Below are 22,435 nucleotides of genomic sequence, written 5' to 3'. Positions count from 1 at the left end.
GTTTGTTACTCCTTTACCTTCAGCCCAAGAAGCTTGGCAAAGCCGGTCGCCTGCTCGGGAGACACGGTGCATCCCGGCAACGCGGAGACGGGAATATCGACCCGATCAAAAGTACAGGTGCTGATATCCATACCTTTAAGCGAAGTGTCCGTAAAATCCGCCTCATTTAGATCGCATTCCTGCAGCTCGACATCCTTAAACTTACATCCGTAAAAATTAGCATTTTGCAGGGAACAACCAGTAAACCTCACTTGCTTCAAAGAACCCTCCACCAGATCACTCAGATTCATCAAGCAATTCTCGAAGGTCACAAACCCCAGGTTGGCCTTGGACAGATTCACCCCGGTCAGTTTACAATCCTTGAAATGAACGCGGTGAATAATGCCCCGTTGCAGTACGGCATTGGAGAAATCGCAATTTTCCAGCACCGTATCGGTCATATCCATCCGATCAAAGGTGGTATGCGAGAAGGAACAGCCGCGAAGCAGCACCTTGGACAAAATGCATTTCTCCATAACTTCATGTTCATACTGGGCACCATTCATCATACTGTTTACCAGCTCATGATCCGCGTCCTCAAGCAATGTTTCCAAATCAACCTCATATAAATCCGCAGGGAGCTGCGGGGACATCATTTTAATTTTTGAAGCCATCCTGATCACCTTTCTGTTGTCGGGTTACCAGCCCGTTTCTCTCTGCGATTACCGGTCTTTCGCCCGATTGTTTTCGAAGTACTTCGGCCAGTCCTTTCACATCCAGACCATCCACGGCAAAAGCGCGCCGAACCAACTCGGGCGGCACATACTCGTCATACTTGCCGAGGTATGGAGCCTCCGCTGCATCGAGCAAAGCTTCAGGGTCATGTGCCCCGGACAGCCCGTCCCGAATGCTGGCCAGCAGACTTTCTGCGTCAGCTGTTCCGGCCACGACCATATAATACGGTTCCATCGGGACGACTTGGCGCAGTCCCATCGGTTCCGTAAGATTATGCTTCAGCAAACGCTCCAGCGTACGGAACTGCTTGCTTCCCGCCCACGGTAAAATGAACAGCGAATTTCCGCCCGCCGGAATCACCGGACTGCGCAATAACCCGCTTTCCCGGGCCAGCCTGCGCGCCCGCTCCAGACGGTTTACCGCTCCGGGCGCCAGATAGGGATACAGCGTTTGTTCCTCTAACACCTGGCGCATTTTTTGCATTACCCTGGTATGAACGTCGCCGCCGGCTCCTAGCCAAAGGGTGTCTACCTTGCCCTTGGAAGATTTCACGTAGACCGCCTTATGCTTGCCGTCCACTTCCTCGACCTTCCAGAGCTTGCCGGCAAGCGAGAAGCAGTAGCCCGGCGGCGGTACGGTGGTAATGCTTCCGATCTCCTCCGAACCGTTATACACCACATGTTCCTCATCATCCTTGAACACGGCATAGAATCGGTAGTTGTTCACCACTTTCTCCCCGCCGAGTCCAATGATCAGCGAGCCTTCCTCCGTCTGCTGGATATGGTCGGTCTGCAGCAAATATTGCAGCAGCTTCTTATATTCGTCCGGCTCAATGCCGCGAAAAGCCGGCAGCGTCAGGACCGCCCGCGCCAACTCGGCGGGCTCGGCTTCGCCGATACTCTTCAGAGTGCTCATCGTCTGATGATAGAGCACCCCGACCGGCTTCCGCCGCAGATCTAGCGGCTCCACCCAGCGCTCGCGGACGTACAGCTCGATCACGGCGATCGCCCGCAGCAGCGTCCACGGCATCCGCGCGGGCAACTGCGCCTCCTCGTCCTCTTCCTCCGCACAGAGGAACATCATCTCCGACGCCGCATCCCCCCGGCGTCCGGAACGGCCGAGCCGCTGCACAAAGCTGGAGCAGCTGTACGGCGCCCCGAGCTGGATGACCCGCTCCAGCTCGCCGAGGTCGATGCCGAGCTCCAGCGTCACTGTCGCGGCGGCCACTGCAGGACCCTGGCCGGACTTCAGCGCGGCCTCGGTCTCCTCCCGCAGCATCGCGGAAATGCTTCCGTGATGCACATGGAACACATCGCGCTCCTCCCGCTTCGCGGCAATTCGGCGCATCTCGAGCGTGGTGAGCTCGGCGTCCGAGCGGCTGTTGGTGAAGACGAGCGCTTTTTTCCGGTGGGTATGGTCATAGATGAAATTGTAATAATTCTGCTTGGCGAGTTCCAGATGCTCAGCCTCCCGTTCATCCCGGGCATCCGGGAACGAGAAATGCTCAACCGACAGCTTCAGCTTCCGTCCGCCCTGCGGCGATACCACCTCCACCGGTTGCGTGGTTCCGGCCCCAAGCCAGCGGGCGGCGGTATCATAATCGCTCAGCGTGGCCGACAGCCCGATCCGCTGCGGTGTACAAGAGGCCATCCGCTCCAGCCGGGTCAACTGGCTCAGTACCTGAATGCCCCGGTCCGCACCCATGAAAGCATGCACCTCATCGATCATAATATACCGTAGATCATGGAACAGCGCAGGAATCGCATTCGGCCGGTTCATGAGCAGCCCCTCCAGCGACTCTGGAGTAATCTGCAGCACACCGCAAGGCCGTTGCATGAGCTTCGTTTTCTCCGCTTGGGATACGTCTCCATGCCAATGCCAGACAGGCACTTCCCCTTCCCTTAGCAGTTCGCTAATCCGCTCGAATTGATCATTGATCAGCGCCTTCAACGGTCCGATATAAAGGATGCCCACCGATTCCGATGGTCGATGATACAGCTCGGTAAGCGCCGGAAAGAAAGCCGCCTCCGTCTTTCCCGATGCCGTCCCAGATGCGATCAGCAGATGATGCTGCGTATCGAACAACACTCTGCACGCTTCAACCTGGGCTTCGCGGAGGGTGTCCCATTTCTTGCGGTAAATGTATTCCTGAATGAACGGGGCCAGCCGGGCAAAAGGATTCCCCTGTTGCCCCCGATCCGCCCCTTGGCCTTGGCCTCGGTTATCGTAATGCCGATCGGATCCGCTCATAGGTCAAACTCCGCCAAAAAGTCATCGAGTTCGTCTTTGCTGCCGGAATTACCGGAAGGGCCGGATGCCAAATATTCTTGCTCACGCTCGCCTATCAGTTCCTCAAAAGTCAGTTCTTTATGCTGGTGCAGCATATGCAGCACATCCATGAAATCCCGGACTACTTCCCGGGTTGTCAGCAGTTCCTCGGCTCCAAGTCGGCCCACCGCCGCCTGCATGAAAGCAATCAGCTGCCCATCGCTCAAGCGAGGCTCATAACCGGAGTGCATCGCATGAATATTGCGCAGCTTTTGCAGCAGGATCAGAATCTCCTCATGCGACAGCATGTCCAGTCTCAGAATCGGCGAAGTATATGTCCGCCGCGAACCGCTGCTGTAACGGCCATCCATTAATCGCGACCGAAGCGCCTCATAGCTGAACAGGCCTCTGCGTTCATCCTCCACAAACTGTGGTGTTCCGCCCAGGTAAATGCCCAGGTATTGAGCTTTTCCCTGCATCGTGTCATTGAACATCGTCAGCAGCTTTTCGTAATTGCTTTGTCGGGACACGCTGTTCGTAATTTTGTACAAATTCACGCCCTCGTCGATAAACAGCAGCAATCCCTTATAGCCGATGCGCACCGCAAATTCGGACCACAGCTTCATGTAGTCGTACCAATTGTCATCATCGATAATAACGCCGACCCCCAGCTCTTTGCGCGCCTCCGTCTTGGTCGGAAATTCCCCACGCAGCCAGCGCAGCGCCGCCGCTTTCCGGTCATCATCCCCCAGCTTGTAGCCCGACCAGTATGCGGCCAGCACCTTGGCAAAATCAAACCCGTGCACCAGGCTCTGTAATTCATTGCTGACCGCATAGATTTGGAGTTCCACCGCTTCATACAATTGCGGATCACCCGGACGCAGACCGGTGGCCTGCATTTGTTCCTGCTGGAGTCCGGCAATCCATTTTTGTAGCATGCTCTCCAAGGCTCCGCCGTCCGGTCTTGTCCGGGTAGATAAATGCATCATCAGCTCCCGGTATGTGCCCAGCCCCTGTCCTTTCGTGCCGACCAGTCTTCGCTCGGGCGACAAATCGGCGTCCGCCACCACAAATTCCCGGTCCATCGCATAATTACGGATCATTTGCAGCAAAAAGCTTTTCCCGCTCCCGTACCGCCCGGTAATCAGCCGAAACGCCGCTCCGCCCTCTGCGATATTGTCCATATCCTGCAGAATCGACGCCACCTCGGCTTTTCTTCCAACCGCGATATGCTCCAGTCCGACCCGCGGCACCACTCCCGCCGTCAAGGAATTCACCAGCGCCGTAGTCAGCCGTTTAGGGATTTGCATCTGTTTCATCTCGTTATCACCTCTTGAAATCTAAACACTATAATTATATCAACAGCGGCTCCCAAGCATATCCGAAAGCTCCTGCCGGTACTCCTCCGTAATCTCATCTCCGTCGATCAGCAAATCGCCGATCCACTCCATTGCCAACCCGTTAATCTCGTCAAGGAGCAGCTCTGGCATCGAGCCCGCTTGCTCGGCGATGTCGTATCGCACCGCATCCCCATCGCCATTGAGCAACGCGGACAGCATCTTCTTGTGAGACTCGGACAATCGGCCCCACAACTCTCGCCACTCCTCCGGTAATTCCATCCCCTCAGCACAATTATCTTCGTCTGACAATTCTGGACGCTGATCGCCTTTCGGTGCTTCACTCTTCATTGTTTCCAACGCTACGTTTGCAGGCGACTCTTCCTCAAAAATCTGCCAGCCGCGTTCAAAATCCATCTCTGCCTGCTGGGGGCCGTCGGTATCTTTCCGATTCCGGTTCCGGCTGCGCAATGAACCTAGCTCCTGCTTGGCCTGCGAAACGAGGTGGCCAAGGGATATCTCCATGGCCGGCAAACCCGATGAAACCGGATGCTCCACCAATGAACCTTGATTCTCCGGAATCACCGGAAACTGCTCGGTCAACAGCATGTCCCGTACTTCATCCGATTCATGCTGCAGTTTGCGGAGCTTGGCGGTGTTGATCTTCACCTTAGGAGCGCGGGCTTTGGCTTCTTCCGCTTTGCGGAGCTCAAACTCCTTATGCAGAAAGCGGGAAACAAGCTCCTCCACCTCAGCTTCAAGGGTGATCCCGCGCAGCTTCCCTTTAAAGCCGGACAGCTCCCGCAGCTTGTTTTCCGTAAACCTGACCAGTTGTGTCAAATAAGCGCGGAGCGGGAGATGCTCACTGATCGCCAATATAGAAACCGTCGCTGTGCGCCCGTATTGCTCGTAGTCATAGACGGCGCTGCGGAACAAGTAGCGGGTAACCTTCTTTTCACGGGGCATAAAATGATTAATCAGCTTGTTTCCCGTAGTCTTTGCCAGGTACCCATCTACCAGCACTATCACTTTCGGGATATATTCCCGCAGGTCCTTTCGACCCTGTTCATTGTAATAACGGCTTTTTTCAATATCATAGTCGCACAGATGCAAAACCAAATCCCAAGTCAATTCCACCGGCTCGGCGGAAAATCTCCGTTTCCATTCCAGCTCCCTAAGCTCGGGCGACAGACTTCTGGGAAGCTTTGCAAGCGGCTCGAAAGGCGGCAGATCCAACCCGAATACCAGCGCAAAATCATACTTCCATTCCCGTACATATTGATCCAGCTTCGGATACCTTTTCCGGTAGGCGTGCCATACCCTGTCCATCAACTGGACCCCCTGCACTGGCTCGCTCCAGCCGATTCCGTGAATCAGCTCATACAAGTACACAAACAGATAAGATAGGTCAGTATCATGATAACGTTCCGAACGGACCTCTCCCCTCCAGTACAAATACCATTTAAGCTGTCCCGGCTGCATTTGATCATAGGTCGGCCAGTAAGTTTGAAAAGGGACGAACTCTGCATGATCCTCAGTTTGTGATTCAAGTTCCCGCGCTTTCTGAACAAATTGCCCTTCGCGCGAAACATACCGAAAATCCTGCTGCCAATCCAGGCTCCGCTCCCAGCCATCCGGCGTAACGACCCGGCTGACGGTCTCCCGCTCCTGCGGTTCCGGCGCGCCGAGTTCCAATTCGGCAAACCTCAACTGCTGCTCGCGTCTATTCTGTTGTCCGCTCTGCTCTATATGAATGTCGTGTTTGTCCGTTTTATCGTTCATGACTCCAGACCTCCATCACGACTCCATTATATCATTGAACCGAAAATTTGTTCGCTTTTTTGAAGGCAAATTGTATTCCTTTTTCACGACTGGCATCCAGCCAGATTTCATATTATGCTGTAGAAGAGTTGTAATCGAAGATGGATTTAAAGGGGATTAAATATGAATAAATGGCTTAAGGCATTCCTGTTTCTTGCGGGGGCCGCTATCCTTACGAGGCTGATTCCATTTTCCGACTGGTTCCGTATACTGGACACGATGATCCATGAGCTCGGTCATGCCGTGATGACCTTGTTGATGTCAGGCCGCGTGCTGCGCATTGAGTTGAATCCCGATCACAGCGGTGTAACTTACTCCGTGCTGGCCACGTCGGGCTGGAGCCAGGTTGCCGTGTCACTCGCCGGATACATTTCAGCATCCTTGTTTGCGATCGCCTTGTTTTATGTCCGTTACAAGCATCAACAACGGGCAGGGATTATGATCATTAGTGTCATTGCACTGGCAATGATTCTCCTGTTCGTGCGGTCGGGATACGGGCTGTGGTGGCTGATCATTTTCATCGTGGTAAATTTTGTGTTTTTGCTTCTTGGAGGACGGATTCTAAATTTCTATTATTTATTGCTGGCATTCCTGTGTCTGGAGGAATCGGTAATGGGGCCGTTCACGCTGTTGCTGCGATCCCTCACGGATCCGAGTCAAGCCGGGGATGCATCCAATCTGGCGCACATCACAATCATGCCGGCTTTTGCCTGGTCTCTTCTTTTCTTTGTCATTTCGATTTTCTGCGCCATGTCCGCTTTACAACTGTATTGGAAAGACAGGGGGCAAAGCCGTCATGCCAAAAGCATGAATGATGCGGCGGTCAGATAACCTCTTAAGTCAGCAAATAAATAAGTAACGCGACAGTTAGAAACGGCAGGCCAAACAGAAACAATACGGAAGAAAACTTACTTCTAAACCTTTTATCCTCTGCCGTTTCGATGCTCTCGTTGGCCCTTGTCCGGTCACCGCTAATAAACGCCCCAGATAATAATCCCGCTAACAGCCAGGACACGACTCCGATTCCCCCGGTAATTTTAATGGCCATTTCCCAATGACTCAAGAGTCCGGCAGTTAAGGCTGTAACGATACCCAAAACCGTTCCGACAAGGAAAGCTCTTATCGCGAAATTCCTCATTTCAATTCAAATCCCTTCAAAAAATCCCTCATCAGCTCATTTGAGAGGCGAATCGCTTCGGACCTGCTGCTGGCCGGTACAGTGATCATTTGACCATCTTCGGCGCTCCAAGATGACGCTCCCGTACCATCCGATTCTTTTTGATCCGAGACCAAAATCGTTACCTTACTGAAATCACTATTTATGAATAGAGAGCCATACTGATATATATGTGTATTGTTTACTGCTCCTGGTGTCCCATCACTCGCTTTTTTGTATTCAAAATAAGGATAGCTGATCACGCCCCAACCATCTTCTGAAATGGGCATCTTAAGTTGTCTCTGATCTGCGGGAACTGGTATATCCTCGCCCTCTATGTTAATGATCCCTTTAAATGTTCTTTTTCCGGTAATGCTTTTGTGCAATTTCCCCTCAACATTTACATTTACAACTTTTTCGGGCTCTGTGTTGTCGTTTCCTAATCTATATTTAAAACCTTGAGCGCTAATATGGATGTCCTTAGGAGATAAGTTAATTCCAACAAAAACCGCTATGGCTATCAGAATGAGTATGCTCAAAAAAACCGTCAGCTTTTTCATAGTCTCTCCTTATCCCGGTTTATTGCTCCCCACTCGCATAAATTCTCCAATACAGGCAGTAAACTCTCTCCTTTGACCGTGAGACTGTACTCCACTTTAGGAGGTATTTGAGGATACTCTTTCCGTTTCACCAAACCATCCGCTTCCAATTCTTTTAGTTGCGCACTTAATGTTTTATACGTAATGGCACCTATTTGTCTTTTCAAATCATTAAATCGAACCGGGTGGTTTTCTGCCAAAAGATAAAGAATGACCATTTTCCATTTACCGCCAATCACTGAAACTGTATAGCCAAAAGGTGTATCTTGAATCGTTTTGACTTTACCTATAAATTCACCCATTCCCACATTAACACTATCCTTTCGGGTAGTACCTATCCAAAAAGTGCGTACTACTCTTTATATTATGCTCAGTTTATACTAGCCTTACTTTGATTGAAAGGGGAGTTATAAATGACTAAAACAATTGCTACCTACGGTCACGGCGTTGCATGGGAGGAAGAGTTCGGCCTTTCACAAGGATACAGCGTCAATGGTACCATCTACATTTCAGGACAATTTTCGCATGACATGCAAGGCACTTTTGTAGGGGAGGGCGATATCGAAACACAGACCCGGCAGACGCTGGAGAATCTTGATCGTGTGCTGGCGGGTTTTGGCGTCACAAGATCGAACATCGCGGAGATGGAAATCTTTCTGACAAATCCGCAAGAGCATTTTGAGAAGTGCGTAGAACTGTTCAAAGAATATGTAGGCGACCATCGGCCTGCCGGTACCCTCGTTGGCGTATCAGGGCTGGCGTTTCCTCATCAACTGATTGAAATCCGCGCCGTTGCACATACCGACTAATTTAGCTATCGCGACAAGACGCTCCGAGCGGTGGGGCTGGCTACGATAAAGCTCGACCGCTTTGGGCGCTTACTTATTCCAGCTTCAATTCTTCTTTTCTTTGCTTTATCCACCTTTTAATTTCCTTTGAATTATTCTTCTCTTCGGATGAACCATGTCCCGACTCCAGGCTCATGATATCCTCAAAAGAGACTCCGCTTTCATTCCCCCACTTTTTCCAAGGTTGTTTATCAAACGTATAATGCTTGTAGTATTTCAGCGGATTTATTGATCCCGGAGCATAGTTATAGGTCCCCATGTTAAATGGATCCGTAACCATTTCTCCTGTTTCCGAATTATAAACAGCTTCAAATCTGCCGTCTTTGGAAATAAACTTAAGATTAAGTGCTCCTTTTACTCCCTCATGATTATATCTATGGTATTTCGCACTGAATAACTTCCATTTTCCTTCTGCCGCTAAAGTGATCATGTCATCCAGACTTACAGGTGCGCCACTATACGAGTTCAATGTGTTTCTAAAAAAATGTACTCCCTCTGTAATGCTTCCTGCCTTTCTAATGTTTCTATCAAATGTCTCAAAATAACGAACGGAGTTCTCATGATTTATTAAAGCGCCTGGATTGCTCTCCAGATCTTTCATCATTTTCACGATGACGGCTCGGGCTGCTATTTCACTAGATCCATCCACAATGTACCACTTCTTGTGATCTTCTCTTACTTTCTCGAATAAATCATTAAGCCCTATAAAATATTCATCCGATAAAAATGAGGTGTTATCTTCAGTCCCGCTCTCTAACCATACTGGATTCGATGGGGTTTTGAAATTGAGCCAACCTATTAAAAGCATAATAATGACTAGGCTTATCCATATAGCTGCTTTTTTCTTTGACATCATAACCGTCCTATTAATGTTATATTACTTATTCAGAATTCCCTGCTCGACGGAACTCTTAATAATGGTTTGAGCATACTCCCACAGCTTCTCCGATCCGTGATGAATCTCCTTATTCCGGTTGATAACTTGTTCGCTGGTAATTCCGTATTTCTGCCATGTATCCCCTTGATTCAATGAATTATGTATGAGCGGCTGCAGTCGATCCAGTGAGGAAGCGAATTTTGCTTCGTCCGTCTCTTTATTTTCAAACTCAAGCCACAATTGAGTAAATTCTTCCTCTTGTTCGGCGGGTAACATTCCAAACAATCTTTTGGCAGCTTTAGTTTCACGATCAAATTTATCAACTTGCCCATCCGTATCGTATGCAAATGTATCGCCTGCATCAATCTCCACTAAATCGTGTATCAAAAGCATTTTAATCACTTTGAGCAAATCAATGTTCTCATTTGCGTGATGTTGCAAAATCATCGCCATCATTGCAAGATGCCATGAATGTTCTGCATCGTTTTCTAATCTGGATCCATGTATGATTTTCGTTCTTCTTTCAATGGTTTTTAATTTATCTATTTCAACTATGAAGTTAAATTGCTTTAGCATTTTCTCCATCAAGCCCAGCTCCTTGTTTAACTATAGTCTTCGATCACAGCTATCTTTTGATCTCTTACAAGAAAGATGGTTTTCCCCTTAAGTTCTATGGAGTCCCCAGCCTTCAATCCGTTAGGCAGATCCGCCGCCAATTTGCCTTCATAATTAATTTCCACCTCTGCCTTATCCCCATTAACTATCATCTGTGTTATCGTTTGTTCCCTTTGCGAAAAGATCGTCATCGATTGCTCGGCTAAATTACGAAATTGATCCATTCCTTTAGTTTCTGTATCCACTTCACCATGGGAAATGTTTCGAAACTCAATATCCTCGTGCAAGAGATCAACCATTCCATTAACATCAAAAGAATTATACGCCTGGATGTAGCGTTTAATGAGAGATTGGATTTCCGCCTCTTCCATGATTCATTCCCTCCCTGAAGAAATCTTATAATGATCGATCAATATTCCAGCTTGTAAACGACTTCCCCATCAATCACGCGGCCATCCGCTTCAAAGCCTAATTTTTCGTATAAATGTTTAGCCTGCACATTATTTGGTTCAAAGCTAATGTGGATAACCCGATGTTGTTCATCTTCTTTAATCCGATCTATAAGCAGCTCCATGGCTGCCCTTCCATAGCCCTTGGACTGGTGCTTGGCGTCTATCATTAACCGGTAAATCCAATATTCATGGTCGTCCTCATCTATACAGTACATCGTAAATCCAACCAGAACGTCATCATCATAAATGGCTAAACAAATACATTCCGGAAAAGCTTTAGCCTGGGCGAGCGAAAATAAATTTGTCGCTACAAAATCCTTTTGTTCCTCTGCCACACTTAGCTTAATGACATCAAAAAAATTGTTGCGGTCGATTTCCTTAAGTTGTATCATCAATATTCCTCCTGCATCTTTATGTCGATTATGGATATGAAATCATTTCAATGCATGAATCAGGTTCATAAAAAAAATGTAAATCGGATATAACAACAGCATTCCAATGGCTAGTAAACCTGTTACCGGATTTGGATCGTCTCCGCCATAAGTAATAGGAAATAATCTAGCAAAGATATATGTAAACAAAATAAAGTAGGGTGCCCAAAGGATGATCGTCAGGTAATTTAGTTTCCTTCTGCCTAACCATTTTGTGGTCAGCATATATAAGATCACTGTGCCAAATATAATATCTGCACACAGGAGGATCGTATTTAATGTATTGATTGTTTTAAGATCCCAGCCAGTCAGCCGGCTAATTCTATATACATTTACCATAAGCTCGATCGGCACGAATATAAAGAAAGCATAGAGTATGCTGACCATATTCATACTTATGAATTGCTTAACGATAGGTCACCAACCCCCTTCACATTTCAGCTCCATTGTTCAATCAACTTTTCTATATCCAGTAAGTCTCGTGCAATTCCATCATATTCAAAGTCATCGTTATAAAAGGTGTCTTCCTTCCAGATCCCCTTCATTCCCACACTTTTGCTGGCCGTAACATCGTTGATAGGATAATCGCCAACATAAACACACTCTTCAGGTCTTACGCCCAGCAAACTACTTGCTCTTTTAAAGATAGCCGGATCCGGCTTCCGAATGCCCTCTATTTCCGAGATCAATATCACTGCAAAATATTCCTGTATCCCTAAAGCTTGAATATTGCTGGATTGAAAGTCACCAAATCCGTTTGTAATCATCCCAAGTTTGTATCCTTTGCCTATGAGATTTTCCAATAATTCAGTGGTGTTGGGAAATGGTGTGGTATGCTTACAAAATCCATCTTTATAGTCCGTTAATAATTCATTCCAATCCAGCGGTAAGTCAAATTCCTTGATTAGTTCCTGGTAGACTCTATCCTTCCAAACATATCCTCGATGATCCAGTTCAATAAAACGATGGATATAGCTCTCCTTGTCTATATTCTTAGTGTTCTTAATGATCCTATCATACTGATCGACCACGAAGCGGTATAAGGAAATGTTACGGTCCAATAAAGTTCCGTCCAGATCAAATATAACGGATCTAATCATAGATGCTTGCCGCCCTTCAAAATATTGTCCCTAGACGCCTCCTTTTCTAAATAAATAATCTTCAGCTTTGGGTTGATTTCTTCTGATTCAAACTCCTTATATCCTAATTTAGTATACAAGTGTAAATTCCTCAGACTCTTATCACCGGTGAACAATTGAAATTTCAAGCATCCTTTAAAGTAATTCTCCACTTCATTCATGAGAGTCGTTCCGATTCCTTTGTTCTGATATTCAGGATGTACGATTAATTTACCGATATAACACGTTCCTTGCTCCACGAATGCTCTCACCGAACCAACGATCAATCCATCCATTTCCGCTTTAAGTATAACTTGTTGATCGAACTCTTCTTCCAATTGCTTTAAGGTTTGTCTAAGCGGTTGTATGTTATAATCGTTATAAATTTCCGCTTCACTTCGATAGGCCAGATACTGCAATTCCAGAATCTCTTTCAGGTCTTGTCGATCAGCTTTTACAATTCGCATCTTCAGAGTCCTTCCTTTCATAGCGCTGATGCTTAAAACTTACAATGGCCTTCAGGTGCGTATACTTTATATTTTAAGCTTGGGTTGGAAATAGAGAAATCTATGGATTTTATTTTGAAATAACAATCTCTTTAGCTTCTGCTTGAGATGGGTAGGATTCATCGATTCCGCCCCTAATCTTGTAATGGATCTTTTGACCGGGTTTCAAATTTCTTGTATTCGTGCTTAACCATATTGCTTCACCGGTATAAACATCCATAATATCTTTCCAAGTTTTGTTTACATAGGGTTGGTCAATCACTAAAATACGATCTCCGGTTACTTCCAAAATATATCCTTCTCCATCATATCGTGTTTGGTTCAAAGACCCTTCATCGGAGTTACAACCCGCGAGCAAGACAATCATCAGAATTAATAGCATGCTACTAATAAAGCCTTTTTGTATAGCTCTCATGCATAGCATCAGATACCTCGCTTTCTGATAATCCTAGTTTATTGGCATGCTTGGATATCATTTGGGGTATATTCGGCAACTCCTGTTTATCTGTCCAGGAATCCGGGCTCCATAGTTTCGATCTTTTAAAGGCTTTTGCACAATTTCTTCAATAACGATGCCTAACCCAAGCAAAGGCGTCTTCCCATGGGCTTGCATGCGGTTTAATAATTGCTTATCTTTAATAATCTGTGCTCTGCCGTTTACCCGTAATGTCTCTTCAAGTCCAGGTATAACAAATATCAAACCAACTCTTGGATTGTTCAAAATATTTCTCATAGAGTCGATCCTTCGATTACCGGGCCTTTCGGGAATGACAATCCTCTTTTCGTCCAAAACATATACAAATCCCGGCTCATCTCCACGTGGGGAAACATCACAAAATCCCAGGTTATCTGACGAAGATATAAACAATAATGGAGACAAGGAAATAAACTCCTTACAATGTGCGTCCAGAGAATCGATAACTTTATTATTTACAAGTTCACTCGGGTAACCGATTAACTCCCGAATTTCTTCCTCCGATTGAACAATATCCTCAAATCCGAGCATCTAATTCGCTCCAATCCATTTCTTAACGATTTCCTTCAGGTTCTCTTTGTTGGTTACTACATCGTTCATGCTGGTGAACTTTACAATTGCCCTGTCCCCCGTTACCCATTCCAATAGTTTGGTGGTGTCTTCGAAAAACGGTTCTTTCGCTTCGTTACCTGTAACTTTAGATCCACAATGGAAAATAAGACGGAAACCCTCCTTACCATGGAGATTAAAAGTCACCCGATCCTGATTGTTAATACAAAAACTTGGTGCATTCCATTTAATATGTTCTGTTATTTCGTCATTCGCACTTAATATGATGGTTCGAACTTCTTCGATTTCCGCCTTTAGGGGATGTTCAAGGTTTGCCAGAAAATTAGCGACTTGTTGTTCTCCTGATAGCTTTTTTGATTTATTACTGGATGGGTTCTTATTAATAGTCATAAGTTCAGCTCCCTTCTAGAGAGTACTAATCCAATGTCTTTATGAGATAGAGGACAATGTCATCATTTATGACGACGCTATCCCCATATTTAATATAATGTTGACCATCGTGTATCCCTTTCCCATCCGGGACATATCCTCGCTTTACATATAGCACTTGGGCATTACCATAGTCACCAAAGACGCCCACCCCGATACCGGCAAGGGATGATCTTTCCCTTATGACTTCTTCTGCTTTATCCATTAACTTTGATCCTATTCCTAACCGCTGAAACTTCAATAGAACATTAAAGTCGTTTACTTCAGGAATATTTCTTTCCTTGAATGCTGGATAATAGGATTCCCAAATAACATTCACATAGCCAGCGAATACACCATCGATTTCGGCTATTAGTGTCGTTCTATCTCCATTACTCTGTTCGGAAACATACCTTTCGAATTGAGCAGCCGGTTTTTCCCAACCCTGTTCCTTAAAAGCATTTGAAATGATCCATGGATCATGTTCTGCTAATTTCCGAATCTTTAAGTTCATGCAATCTCACTTCCTTAATGATCGATTTACGTAATCAGATCTTTATATTGCTCTTTGTTTGTATTTGATAGTGCCTTACTTAACAACGATTTGTCGTAACCATGAGTTATTAATGCTTGCAAAATGGCATCCACCCGATCTTGTCTTCCTCTTCTGATATTGGATTCAAGCTGGATTTCTAAGGGAACGACCGGAATCAGGCGATTCTCAAACTCAACATATTTCGTTAAATTCCAAATATGCTGTCCGCCTTCCCATATCCCTTCCCCCGTTTCTGAATCGGGTATTCCCGCTGAATTCGAAATTTGCACCACTTCCACATGAAAATCTTGAATCTTCCATTTCCCTTTTGTCCATGTAAACCCGGAAGGGAAGGATTGAGTAAAAAATGGTTCTTCATCCGAGGAGAGCCATTCCGGATCAAAATATGAAAGTTCAGTTTTATTCTTTATATGGAATGGACTCAAAAGTTCAGCGATCTGAGCAACATCTTCGCTATTCCGCACATAAATATCTAAATCATTTGGAGTCATGACGGCGTGCTGAAGTACTGAACCGACCGAACCTACAATAATCCACTTAGTCGTTAGGCCGGATTCCGAATAAAAATCGCAAAAAGTGGTGAGAGCTTGCTTCCAAGTCATGATATAGCTCCTTTTTTCTTTATTGTTATTCGACAATTATCAGATAACGTTTCTGTACCATTTTCTAAGCTGATTGATTTGGGCTTGATGATACCTGCTATGGTCGGCCATATGCCAAATTCCCCACCGGATGGTTGCTTGCTTTTCATTTTCATGTCCGAAATAGACGATTTTCTCAAGCTCACTATCTGATAATTGTATACAGACATCTTCCAACAATTTAATTACTTCTTCATAGTTTGTCATAAGAGTAACTACAGACTTGCCTTCAATCATGGGAAGCCGATTATTCTCATCGATCATGGGACCAAATTGCTCTTTTAATGTTTTAGGAAGCGACTCGCCCTTTATCCTATACACCCAATTGAGATCTACATACAGAAGATGTCTGATTAATTGAGCGGTGCTGTTATAGCTGCCGTCAGGACCTTTATAATCTACTTCTTCCAGGGTCATGCCTTCCGTAATAAGTTTTAATCTTTGGTTGTTTTCTCTCACAGCGGACCATAGCATTCCAACAATAGGCGCCATATTGGCTTCACCTTGTAAATCATAAAGCATTGCTGTCTTCCTCCTTTACACTTATCAAATAGGATATTTGATAAATTCTCTACATATATGAAATGAAGCCCATCTTCTTCCCCTTCATCAAGCCCGCACTCTCATAAAATGTATGTACTTCATCACTCTTGGAACTTGTCATAAGCATGATTTTATAGCAATCGTGTTCTCTAGCAATCTCCCTGGCTTTCCCTAATACCATTCGTCCAAATCCCATCCTTCTGTAAGCTTCATGCGTCACAACATTCTCAATTAATCCGTAAGGTCGAGCATTTCGGGTTAGGTTTTTTATGACCACTAAAACGCATGACGCCACGATAACTCCATGGTGTTCTACAACAATTATCTTCATATTTTTATCAGCTAAGATTTCATGCCAATGCCCGTACAATTTTTGGTCTCTGACTAATTCAGGGTCACTTGGTTGCAAAAATTTATATAACAGAAGGAGATCCTCCAGTTCATCTTCATGAACAAGTCTACACGTAGTCATTTCGACGGTCATTTCGACGCCCCCCTCTTCATATATGATCTGGCCAAACTCGATTTATTTCAGTTATATGATCTTGAATTTCTAATCTATATACATCTGGATTCGAGAGCCGCCTCCAGTCCTCGAATCCAAAATCCTTGTTGTACTGTTTAATAATTAGGGAAAGTAATGCTCCATGAGTTACGATTAGAAAATTCTTTTCCGGTCTGTCCAACAGTTCTGCGATAACTTCCAGTCCCCTTCCTAACGCCTCGTTTGAAGATTCACCGCCATCAAACTTTAACTCGAAATCATAAAAGGTTTCTTCGAGTTTCTCCATCCAATTTGCTAAGGGGGTTGCACTTAAAATCCGTTCTTGCAGCCGCTCATCCCTATGAATTTCCACTTTAATTAATTCACTTAAAGGTTGAATCGTATTTATCGCCCTAACAAATGGACTTGATACTATATATTCGATTGGTTTATGTTTAAAAAACTCAGCTAACTGCCCTGCTTGATGAACCCCCTCATCGGTTAGTTGGGCTTGCGGATCTTGGCCACTTGCTTGGCAATGTCTAACGAGATATATTGACTTCAACATTCCCCACACCTATTTTCCATCTGAATTTTTTGTGTTGTATTAACTTTCTGGATAAAAGAAATGCCCCAACCTAGATAACTCTTATCTTAGGCTGAGGCAATAGTTGTGTGTGAGCTTCCTTCCACGATTATACATCGGTCAGCAAACGGGCGATAGCCCGCCGAACCATTAATTAGGGTTATCCAAAGAATAAATCAAGAATGTTCGATCCTGCCGAAGATTGTTTATTGTAGAACTCCGAGTATCCGCAATTTCCGCAATATACAACGATAAATTGATTGTGCTGGATATCGAACATTTTGGAGAGGCCCGTCCCGGTCATGGCGACTTCTTTCGTCTTAGCGTCTCTGCTTCCGCATTTGATGCACCCTTTGTCATTCATCATCTTTCACTCCCTGTGTATGATAAATGGTAATACGTTAGTACCGTATGTTAAGTTGCATCAATGACACTCCCTTAGGTTCTGATCTCCTGGCTCTACGTTAATTCTTCTCCTTTTTTATCGGCACAATACTCCAATAAGTCCCGCATCTCCACAACCATTCCAACGGTCCAAATCGAAATCGCCGCATCCAAAGGTTGCTCGCAATAATTTGTACCGCTACGATTCCAAGACTCACCAGCGTAGATACAACATAGGTCGTCGTGTCTGTTTTCAGGAAAATAGACTGAATGGCAAGCAGAAGCACGGTTTGTCCGATATAATTGCTCAGCGCCATTCGGCCGTAGGCTTGAAGCGGCTGAAGCAGCCGTGCTCCCGCACGGGTCCCGTTCAGCAATAAGAGAGGTCCAAAAACGGAAATCTATCGTTGATAGCGGTAGACTGGTTCATTTCTATTTTCCTCTCACGAAAAGCGGGCTTTAAACCATCGTTTTATTGACCGCTTTGATATAGCGGGCTCTTACAACAAGGAAATACACGGTCTGAACGGCGAGAAAGGCCGCCGAGGCGGTTATCACAGGGACATAGACGGGACTCATCGAATTCATCATCTCCATGACCGGCCCGAGTACAACCAGCGACTGAAGCGTGGCCACCGCGATCGGAATAAAGAACAAAACGGCTATCTGAATGGTCGCTGAGAAGTTCATTTCCCGGCTGCTTAGCCCGATTTTCGACAAGGAGCGATACATCACCGCATCGCCTGACAGCTCCGTGTGCAATTTGAAGTAGAGAAAGCTTGCCGAGGAGACCGAGAATATCAGCGCGATAAATACACCGATAAAACTAAAGAGGGAGAAGGTTTGTTTAAAGGAATAGTAATTTTCCGCCCGGGATTGAAGAAAACCTCCATGATCTCCGCTTCGGTTCCACTCGGCCAGCTCAAGGCCCAGCTTCGTTTCCGGATCCTCCTTGCCGGGAAACTTCCCGGAATCGGGAGCCATATAGACGGTGGTATTTTGAATGTAATCTCCCCAGGCCTGATGTTCCCGCTTCAGCCGCTCAAACTCCTCATCCTGGATGACCAGCAGCTTCCCCGTATAGGATAGAGAAGCGACTTTTTCCGTACGGGAAACAAACCGGAACGCATACGTCGAGTCAGCAATTCGAACATCCATGGTATTCCCTTGAGGGGGGTATTTACGTTCCCTTTCCGGAGTTTGTACCAGTACCGATTCGGTTTGCCCGAGTTGTTCCACCGGGTCGATTGTCATGACCGATGCCAAGTGGTTAAACTGACTTTGCGAGATCAGCACGGTCTTCTCTTTCCCCGCCGCGTAGCTGTTGTCTGGGATCAAATCCACCTTCGCCACGCGATATTCCACGCCTTCCGCGCCTAGAGATTTCTCGATGTAGGCAAGGTCTTCCTCAGCCTTCTTTACATCCCCATCGCTGTAAGTCGTGTATCTAAAATTGAACGGGTTGCTTATATAGGAATCCTTGATCGCCTGCTGGGAAGCCAAAACAAATCCAGTGCTCATGCATGCCAAAGCAACGACGACAGTCACGAGAAAAAGCATTCGTGCGTTATCCTTCAACTTATAGCTCATCTCGGAGATCCACAGCAGATTCGTGCCTTTCCAGGCGGCACTGCGGCTGCGCTGCAGCTTTTTTACAATCCAGACGGATAGCTGGGAGTAGAAAAAATACGTTCCTGCGATCCCGGTGACGGCCGCGATCAAAAGTCCGAGCTCATCGAGTTTCTTCCCATGGAGAGCCCAATACCCGGTCGCTAGCAGGGCGATGCCGAGCAGGAAAGTAAAAACGTTCGCTTTCGGTTCTTTTTTCGGCTTGCTGCTTCCCGTAAGCAGATCCAGCACTTGGCGTTTCCGGATAAACATTAATGTAAACATGGAAATAAACAGAAACAGCAGAATAAATGCTCCGGCAGTCAGCAGGATCGCTTTGGCGGGCCAGTAAAAGGGCAAGTCGTCCAAATCGATCACTTTGGTGCTAACGAGCAGAAACACTTTGGACAATATCAAGCCAGCCGCGATTCCCGTCACGATGGCCACGGCGCCGATCAGTATATTCTCAAGGAAGATTAACAGGTTGATTTGGCGGGATTCCGCGCCCAGAATTGTCAGAATGCCGAATTCGCGGTTACGCGATTTCAGAAACACGCTGATGGAATACATCACGAAAAAGAAGGCAAACACATAGACGATGGCAGTCGCGATACTCATGCCAACCCGGGTCATGTTTCCCATTTCGGAGTTGGCGATTTTCGGGTGATACACGAATACGGCATAAGTGAAAAATATCATGACCATAAACGAGCTGCTCAGCAAATAGGCGATATAAGCTCGCGCATTGCGGCGGACGTTGTTAAACGCGAATTGAGGAAAGTTCACTCGTATTCCCTCCCCAGAACGACAGCATATCGATGATTTTTTGGAAAAAAGCCTGACGGTTCTCGCCGCGGTGAATTTCCGCCGCCAGTTTTCCGTCTTTGATAAAAACGATGCGGTTGCAATAGCTGGCGGCCACCGGGTCATGTGTGACCAGCATCAGCGTCGTCCCGTCCTTCTCGTTGATCTCAGCCATCGACTCCATGACCGCCCGCGAGGATTGGGAATCCAGCGCACCGGTCGGCTCGTCCGCCAGCAGCAGCAGGGGCGATCCGATAATGGCCCGGGCAATCGCTGTCCGCTGCCGCTGGCCTCCCGAAATTTCATAGATGCGTTTGTTCAAAATGCCTTCGATTCCAAGCTTAGAGGCTGTTTGCTTAAGCAGGCCATCCATTTCTTTTAACGGACGTCTGTCCAGCGTGAGCGGTAGTACAATATTCTCGGCGACGGTAAGCGTATCAAGCAGATTAAAATCCTGAAAGACGAAGCCGAGCTGTTGGCGGCGAAAAAGGGCCAGTTCCCTTTTTCTCATGTTGTATGGATTCTGTCCCCCAATTCTGACTTCGCCCGAGCTGGGACGGTCGATGGTGGATACCATGTTCAGCAGGGTGGTCTTCCCGCTGCCCGACGGCCCCATGATGCCGACAAATTCCCCTTCGCGGATCGTCAAATGAATATCAGTCAGGGCTTGTGTGGCCACCTTGCCCGAGTAGACTTTGTTTAGTGCCTTCACTTCGAGAATATCCAAAGCTGAAGCAGCTCCTTTCTGTTCTGTGTTCAAATTATACACTAACTTTACGACAGTTCATCTTTGGGCTGCCATCGGTTTAGGTGAACCGAAGCTTACATTTGCGATAAGGTTATGTTCGCTTTTTCGTTCGCGTAGAGTGATATGCCTAAAAAATCAGAGCCAAAAAGACACACCCTCCTCAGGATGTGCCTTCATTGTTGCTCTACACTTTGCGAAGCGATAAGCTGATCGTCGTCCCTTTCCCGGGCGTGGATTCCAGCTCAACATTATGGCCTAACATTCCGGCGATTTCCCGTACGAGATAAAGCCCCATGCCGGTCGATTCGAGGTATTGCCTTCCCCGCTCCCCCGTGAAATAGGGACGAAACACCCGGTCGATATCCTCCGGTGCAATCCCGATGCCTTCGTCACGGATATGGAGCCTGATGTGCTCTCCGGCGTCCTCCGCAGTAAGAACCACTTCTTTCCCGGGACCGCCGGAATAGTTCAGCGCATTGGTTAAAATCTGGCCCAGCATAAAGCGAAACCATTTGGCATCCGTAAACACGCGCGCCTCTGGGTCGATCTCGAACTTTGGCGTGATTCCTTTACGGATGAACAGCGCGCGGTTCTCCACGACGGCTTCCCTTGTCGCCCCGAGCAGTCCGATGGCCTCAACCGCAAAATCCTGTTCGAAATGCTCAAGGCGGGCGGAATAGAGAACCATATCCAATCCTTTCCGGATTCGTTCAAGCTCCTCGCGGATACTCTCGGCGTGTTCTTCCTCCACGTCGGAGAGTGTCAACTGGATGACCGAGAGCGGCGTTTTCATCTGATGGACCCAACGGTTCATGAAAGTCAGATGCTGCTCGGTCCGGCTCTGATGCCGGTGAAGCTGTTCGCGGTACAGCCCCTCGAATTGGGCGAGCCGCTCGTGAAAAGCCTCGGGCAGCGCAGCGTCTCCCAGCGGCGGATTGAACAACTCGCCAGGCGGCTCCTCGGAGGAAAGCGATTTATACATCGCACGATGCGTAAAATACCGGTAACCGAGATAGATCCCCAGCACCGAGACGCTCAGCAGAATCCCGTACAGGATGATCCGTACCGGACGTCCTTCGCCCGTCAACCCGTAAACGAAAGGGACAAGCAGCATTTGAGCGGTAAAAAACAGAATCAGCGGCAACTGTTCCTTCCAGAATAGCTTCATACCGGAGGCTCTTCTTCCGCGGCAATCCGGTAGCCGGCGCCACGGACCGTTTCGATCCCGGCTTCCGCTCCCAGCTCTCTAAGCTTCTTGCGTACTCTCGTGATATAGACGTTTAGCGTATTGTCATCGATAAAGTGCTGATCCTCCCACATCATATCCAGCAATCGTTCCCGGCTGACGACCCGGCCGCCCTTTTCCATCAGCATCGTCAGCAGATCGGTTTCTTTTTGCGTAAAATCAGTCGAAGTCCCTCGGTATGACGCCATAAAGCGCTCGGGATACAACACGAGCCCCGCATATTCGATACTCCGCTCCTGCTCCCGCCCGGATGAGTACGCCCCGACGGCACGACGAAGCTGGCTGCGGATTTTGGCCATCACAATCTCCATGTCAAAAGGCTTCGTTATATAATCATCAGCCCCGTTCTCCAGAGCCATAACCTGATCCATCTGTCCATCGCGCGCTGAGATAAAAATAATCGGGCAAAGCGACTTCGCCCGGATTTGCCGGCACCAGTAGAAACCGTCAAACTTCGGAAGATTCACGTCCAGCAACACCAAATGAGGCTCCGTTTCCAGAAACATATCAAGCACCTGACTAAAATCCTCGACAACCGTCACGCTGAAATCGTATTTCATCATGGATGAACGAAGTTTGTCCGCGATCTTTACGTCATCCTCAACAACGAGGATCCTATACATCCTTGATCCATCTCCTT

General features: G+C 47.1%; 28 protein-coding genes and 1 pseudogene. 2 read left to right on the top strand and 27 right to left on the bottom strand.

Annotation, left to right across the window (positions count from 1 at the left end; genetic code table 11):
• Window positions 1–5 precede the first annotated feature (5 nt).
• The 4 genes from NYE70_RS02090 to NYE70_RS02075 are packed head-to-tail and all read right to left on the bottom strand — an operon-like array spanning window position 6 to window position 6,101.
• Entirely contained in the window at window positions 6–653 is a 648-nt protein-coding gene (locus NYE70_RS02090; RefSeq protein ID WP_290408046.1) for a pentapeptide repeat-containing protein, read from the bottom strand.
• On the bottom strand, window positions 637–2,964 hold the full coding sequence (locus tag NYE70_RS02085; RefSeq protein ID WP_341044872.1) for a DEAD/DEAH box helicase: 2,328 nt from the start codon (window positions 2,962–2,964) through the stop codon (window positions 637–639). Before NYE70_RS02085 ends, NYE70_RS02090 begins: the two co-directional genes overlap by 17 nt.
• Window positions 2,961–4,301 carry an ATP-binding protein gene (locus NYE70_RS02080; RefSeq protein WP_341044871.1) on the bottom strand — a complete coding sequence of 447 codons (1,341 nt, stop codon included), beginning with the start codon at window positions 4,299–4,301 and terminating at the stop codon, window positions 2,961–2,963. The genes NYE70_RS02085 and NYE70_RS02080 overlap by 4 nt, the downstream gene beginning before the upstream one ends.
• 39 nt (window positions 4,302–4,340) lie before the next feature.
• Window positions 4,341–6,101, bottom strand: coding sequence for a TerB N-terminal domain-containing protein (locus NYE70_RS02075; protein WP_341044870.1), 1,761 nt, complete (start codon window positions 6,099–6,101; stop codon window positions 4,341–4,343).
• A 162-nt stretch (window positions 6,102–6,263) separates the two neighbouring features.
• Here NYE70_RS02075 and NYE70_RS02070 point away from each other — a divergent pair, with 162 nt between their 5' ends.
• A complete protein-coding gene (locus tag NYE70_RS02070) occupies window positions 6,264–6,971 on the top strand; it encodes a M50 family metallopeptidase (RefSeq protein WP_341044869.1) in 708 nt (235 codons plus the stop codon).
• A 4-nt stretch (window positions 6,972–6,975) separates the two neighbouring features.
• Here NYE70_RS02070 and NYE70_RS02065 read toward each other — a convergent pair whose 3' ends face one another.
• Genes NYE70_RS02065 through NYE70_RS02055 form a run of 3 tightly spaced genes read right to left on the bottom strand, consistent with a single transcriptional unit; the run spans window position 6,976 to window position 8,197 of the window.
• Entirely contained in the window at window positions 6,976–7,278 is a 303-nt protein-coding gene (locus NYE70_RS02065) for a DUF5316 domain-containing protein (protein ID WP_213654935.1), read from the bottom strand.
• A complete protein-coding gene (locus NYE70_RS02060; RefSeq protein WP_341044868.1) occupies window positions 7,275–7,856 on the bottom strand; it encodes a hypothetical protein in 582 nt (193 codons plus the stop codon). Before NYE70_RS02060 ends, NYE70_RS02065 begins: the two co-directional genes overlap by 4 nt.
• Window positions 7,853–8,197, bottom strand: a complete 345-nt coding sequence (locus tag NYE70_RS02055; RefSeq protein WP_445323739.1) for a winged helix-turn-helix transcriptional regulator — start codon at window positions 8,195–8,197, stop codon at window positions 7,853–7,855. Before NYE70_RS02055 ends, NYE70_RS02060 begins: the two co-directional genes overlap by 4 nt.
• A gap of 111 nt (window positions 8,198–8,308) precedes the next feature.
• Here NYE70_RS02055 and NYE70_RS02050 point away from each other — a divergent pair, with 111 nt between their 5' ends.
• Window positions 8,309–8,704, top strand: coding sequence for a RidA family protein (locus tag NYE70_RS02050; protein ID WP_213654933.1), 396 nt, complete (start codon window positions 8,309–8,311; stop codon window positions 8,702–8,704).
• A gap of 73 nt (window positions 8,705–8,777) precedes the next feature.
• On the opposite strand, the gene NYE70_RS02045 is transcribed toward NYE70_RS02050, so the two are convergent.
• The 20 genes and pseudogenes from NYE70_RS02045 to NYE70_RS01950 form a co-directional block, all read right to left on the bottom strand.
• The gene (locus NYE70_RS02045; protein ID WP_341044866.1) at window positions 8,778–9,599 is read right to left on the bottom strand and encodes a hypothetical protein; all 822 of its coding nucleotides are present in this window, start codon (window positions 9,597–9,599) and stop codon (window positions 8,778–8,780) included.
• Window positions 9,600–9,620: 21 nt separating this feature from the next.
• Window positions 9,621–10,205 carry an HD domain-containing protein gene (locus NYE70_RS02040; RefSeq protein ID WP_341044865.1) on the bottom strand — a complete coding sequence of 195 codons (585 nt, stop codon included), beginning with the start codon at window positions 10,203–10,205 and terminating at the stop codon, window positions 9,621–9,623.
• Window positions 10,206–10,222: 17 nt separating this feature from the next.
• Window positions 10,223–10,606 (bottom strand): nuclear transport factor 2 family protein, encoded by a 384-nt coding sequence (locus NYE70_RS02035; protein ID WP_290408039.1) that lies wholly within the window; start codon window positions 10,604–10,606, stop codon window positions 10,223–10,225.
• A gap of 38 nt (window positions 10,607–10,644) precedes the next feature.
• Window positions 10,645–11,085 carry a GNAT family N-acetyltransferase gene (locus tag NYE70_RS02030; RefSeq protein ID WP_341047494.1) on the bottom strand — a complete coding sequence of 147 codons (441 nt, stop codon included), beginning with the start codon at window positions 11,083–11,085 and terminating at the stop codon, window positions 10,645–10,647.
• A gap of 470 nt (window positions 11,086–11,555) precedes the next feature.
• Window positions 11,556–12,218: an HAD family hydrolase gene (locus NYE70_RS02025; protein ID WP_341044864.1), complete on the bottom strand. Its 663-nt coding sequence runs from the start codon at window positions 12,216–12,218 to the stop codon at window positions 11,556–11,558.
• Window positions 12,215–12,703 (bottom strand): GNAT family N-acetyltransferase, encoded by a 489-nt coding sequence (locus tag NYE70_RS02020; protein ID WP_341044863.1) that lies wholly within the window; start codon window positions 12,701–12,703, stop codon window positions 12,215–12,217. Before NYE70_RS02020 ends, NYE70_RS02025 begins: the two co-directional genes overlap by 4 nt.
• Before the next feature lie 109 nt (window positions 12,704–12,812).
• Window positions 12,813–13,157 (bottom strand): YobA family protein, encoded by a 345-nt coding sequence (locus NYE70_RS02015; RefSeq protein WP_341044862.1) that lies wholly within the window; start codon window positions 13,155–13,157, stop codon window positions 12,813–12,815.
• A pseudogene (locus NYE70_RS02010) lies at window positions 13,129–13,748 on the bottom strand (pyridoxamine 5'-phosphate oxidase family protein). Before NYE70_RS02010 ends, NYE70_RS02015 begins: the two are co-directional and overlap by 29 nt.
• Window positions 13,749–14,177: a DUF1801 domain-containing protein gene (locus NYE70_RS02005; protein WP_341044861.1), complete on the bottom strand. Its 429-nt coding sequence runs from the start codon at window positions 14,175–14,177 to the stop codon at window positions 13,749–13,751.
• Window positions 14,178–14,202: 25 nt separating this feature from the next.
• The gene (locus NYE70_RS02000) at window positions 14,203–14,709 is read right to left on the bottom strand and encodes a GNAT family N-acetyltransferase (protein WP_211021223.1); all 507 of its coding nucleotides are present in this window, start codon (window positions 14,707–14,709) and stop codon (window positions 14,203–14,205) included.
• A gap of 26 nt (window positions 14,710–14,735) precedes the next feature.
• Window positions 14,736–15,353, bottom strand: a complete 618-nt coding sequence (locus NYE70_RS01995) for a hypothetical protein (protein WP_341044860.1) — start codon at window positions 15,351–15,353, stop codon at window positions 14,736–14,738.
• Window positions 15,354–15,392: 39 nt separating this feature from the next.
• Complete coding sequence (locus NYE70_RS01990; protein WP_213654924.1) at window positions 15,393–15,914, bottom strand: DinB family protein; 522 nt, start codon at window positions 15,912–15,914, stop codon at window positions 15,393–15,395.
• 49 nt (window positions 15,915–15,963) lie between these two features.
• Complete coding sequence (locus NYE70_RS01985; protein WP_341044859.1) at window positions 15,964–16,419, bottom strand: GNAT family N-acetyltransferase; 456 nt, start codon at window positions 16,417–16,419, stop codon at window positions 15,964–15,966.
• Between the two features lie 16 nt (window positions 16,420–16,435).
• Window positions 16,436–16,987 carry a histidine phosphatase family protein gene (locus NYE70_RS01980; protein WP_341044858.1) on the bottom strand — a complete coding sequence of 184 codons (552 nt, stop codon included), beginning with the start codon at window positions 16,985–16,987 and terminating at the stop codon, window positions 16,436–16,438.
• 178 nt (window positions 16,988–17,165) lie between these two features.
• Window positions 17,166–17,369, bottom strand: a complete 204-nt coding sequence (locus NYE70_RS01975; protein ID WP_213654923.1) for a zinc ribbon domain-containing protein — start codon at window positions 17,367–17,369, stop codon at window positions 17,166–17,168.
• A 100-nt stretch (window positions 17,370–17,469) separates the two neighbouring features.
• Window positions 17,470–17,766 (bottom strand): DUF418 domain-containing protein, encoded by a 297-nt coding sequence (locus NYE70_RS01970; RefSeq protein ID WP_211021219.1) that lies wholly within the window; start codon window positions 17,764–17,766, stop codon window positions 17,470–17,472.
• 82 nt (window positions 17,767–17,848) lie between these two features.
• Window positions 17,849–19,783: an ABC transporter permease gene (locus NYE70_RS01965; protein WP_341044857.1), complete on the bottom strand. Its 1,935-nt coding sequence runs from the start codon at window positions 19,781–19,783 to the stop codon at window positions 17,849–17,851.
• Window positions 19,758–20,528 (bottom strand): ABC transporter ATP-binding protein, encoded by a 771-nt coding sequence (locus NYE70_RS01960; protein ID WP_211021217.1) that lies wholly within the window; start codon window positions 20,526–20,528, stop codon window positions 19,758–19,760. The genes NYE70_RS01965 and NYE70_RS01960 overlap by 26 nt, the downstream gene beginning before the upstream one ends.
• A gap of 205 nt (window positions 20,529–20,733) precedes the next feature.
• Window positions 20,734–21,717: a sensor histidine kinase gene (locus tag NYE70_RS01955; RefSeq protein ID WP_213654921.1), complete on the bottom strand. Its 984-nt coding sequence runs from the start codon at window positions 21,715–21,717 to the stop codon at window positions 20,734–20,736.
• Complete coding sequence (locus NYE70_RS01950; RefSeq protein WP_213654920.1) at window positions 21,714–22,418, bottom strand: response regulator transcription factor; 705 nt, start codon at window positions 22,416–22,418, stop codon at window positions 21,714–21,716. Before NYE70_RS01950 ends, NYE70_RS01955 begins: the two co-directional genes overlap by 4 nt.
• Window positions 22,419–22,435: the final 17 nt, after the last annotated feature.

The organism is Paenibacillus sp. FSL R5-0407, assembly GCF_038009185.1.
GTDB classification, from domain to species: domain Bacteria; phylum Bacillota; class Bacilli; order Paenibacillales; family Paenibacillaceae; genus Fontibacillus; species Fontibacillus vini.
This window is presented reverse-complemented; position numbering and strand designations above follow the sequence as displayed.

What these genes read in the sequence shown, in the direction of transcription:
- NYE70_RS02090 (WP_290408046.1), bottom strand. Translation starts at nt 653, where the DNA reads ATGGCTTCAAAAATTAAAATGATGTCCCCGCAGCTCCCTGCGGATTTA.
- NYE70_RS02085 (WP_341044872.1), bottom strand. Translation starts at nt 2,964, where the DNA reads ATGAGCGGATCCGATCGGCATTACGATAACCGAGGCCAAGGCCAAGGG.
- NYE70_RS02080 (WP_341044871.1), bottom strand. Translation starts at nt 4,301, where the DNA reads ATGAAACAGATGCAAATCCCTAAACGGCTGACTACGGCGCTGGTGAAT.
- NYE70_RS02075 (WP_341044870.1), bottom strand. Translation starts at nt 6,101, where the DNA reads ATGAACGATAAAACGGACAAACACGACATTCATATAGAGCAGAGCGGA.
- NYE70_RS02070 (WP_341044869.1), top strand. Translation starts at nt 6,264, where the DNA reads ATGAATAAATGGCTTAAGGCATTCCTGTTTCTTGCGGGGGCCGCTATC.
- NYE70_RS02065 (WP_213654935.1), bottom strand. Translation starts at nt 7,278, where the DNA reads ATGAGGAATTTCGCGATAAGAGCTTTCCTTGTCGGAACGGTTTTGGGT.
- NYE70_RS02060 (WP_341044868.1), bottom strand. Translation starts at nt 7,856, where the DNA reads ATGAAAAAGCTGACGGTTTTTTTGAGCATACTCATTCTGATAGCCATA.
- NYE70_RS02055 (WP_445323739.1), bottom strand. Translation starts at nt 8,197, where the DNA reads ATGGGTGAATTTATAGGTAAAGTCAAAACGATTCAAGATACACCTTTT.
- NYE70_RS02050 (WP_213654933.1), top strand. Translation starts at nt 8,309, where the DNA reads ATGACTAAAACAATTGCTACCTACGGTCACGGCGTTGCATGGGAGGAA.
- NYE70_RS02045 (WP_341044866.1), bottom strand. Translation starts at nt 9,599, where the DNA reads ATGATGTCAAAGAAAAAAGCAGCTATATGGATAAGCCTAGTCATTATT.
- NYE70_RS02040 (WP_341044865.1), bottom strand. Translation starts at nt 10,205, where the DNA reads ATGGAGAAAATGCTAAAGCAATTTAACTTCATAGTTGAAATAGATAAA.
- NYE70_RS02035 (WP_290408039.1), bottom strand. Translation starts at nt 10,606, where the DNA reads ATGGAAGAGGCGGAAATCCAATCTCTCATTAAACGCTACATCCAGGCG.
- NYE70_RS02025 (WP_341044864.1), bottom strand. Translation starts at nt 12,218, where the DNA reads ATGATTAGATCCGTTATATTTGATCTGGACGGAACTTTATTGGACCGT.
- NYE70_RS02020 (WP_341044863.1), bottom strand. Translation starts at nt 12,703, where the DNA reads ATGCGAATTGTAAAAGCTGATCGACAAGACCTGAAAGAGATTCTGGAA.
- NYE70_RS02015 (WP_341044862.1), bottom strand. Translation starts at nt 13,157, where the DNA reads ATGAGAGCTATACAAAAAGGCTTTATTAGTAGCATGCTATTAATTCTG.
- NYE70_RS02005 (WP_341044861.1), bottom strand. Translation starts at nt 14,177, where the DNA reads ATGACTATTAATAAGAACCCATCCAGTAATAAATCAAAAAAGCTATCA.
- NYE70_RS02000 (WP_211021223.1), bottom strand. Translation starts at nt 14,709, where the DNA reads ATGAACTTAAAGATTCGGAAATTAGCAGAACATGATCCATGGATCATT.
- NYE70_RS01995 (WP_341044860.1), bottom strand. Translation starts at nt 15,353, where the DNA reads ATGACTTGGAAGCAAGCTCTCACCACTTTTTGCGATTTTTATTCGGAA.
- NYE70_RS01990 (WP_213654924.1), bottom strand. Translation starts at nt 15,914, where the DNA reads ATGCTTTATGATTTACAAGGTGAAGCCAATATGGCGCCTATTGTTGGA.
- NYE70_RS01985 (WP_341044859.1), bottom strand. Translation starts at nt 16,419, where the DNA reads ATGACCGTCGAAATGACTACGTGTAGACTTGTTCATGAAGATGAACTG.
- NYE70_RS01980 (WP_341044858.1), bottom strand. Translation starts at nt 16,987, where the DNA reads ATGTTGAAGTCAATATATCTCGTTAGACATTGCCAAGCAAGTGGCCAA.
- NYE70_RS01975 (WP_213654923.1), bottom strand. Translation starts at nt 17,369, where the DNA reads ATGAATGACAAAGGGTGCATCAAATGCGGAAGCAGAGACGCTAAGACG.
- NYE70_RS01955 (WP_213654921.1), bottom strand. Translation starts at nt 21,717, where the DNA reads ATGAAGCTATTCTGGAAGGAACAGTTGCCGCTGATTCTGTTTTTTACC.
- NYE70_RS01950 (WP_213654920.1), bottom strand. Translation starts at nt 22,418, where the DNA reads ATGTATAGGATCCTCGTTGTTGAGGATGACGTAAAGATCGCGGACAAA.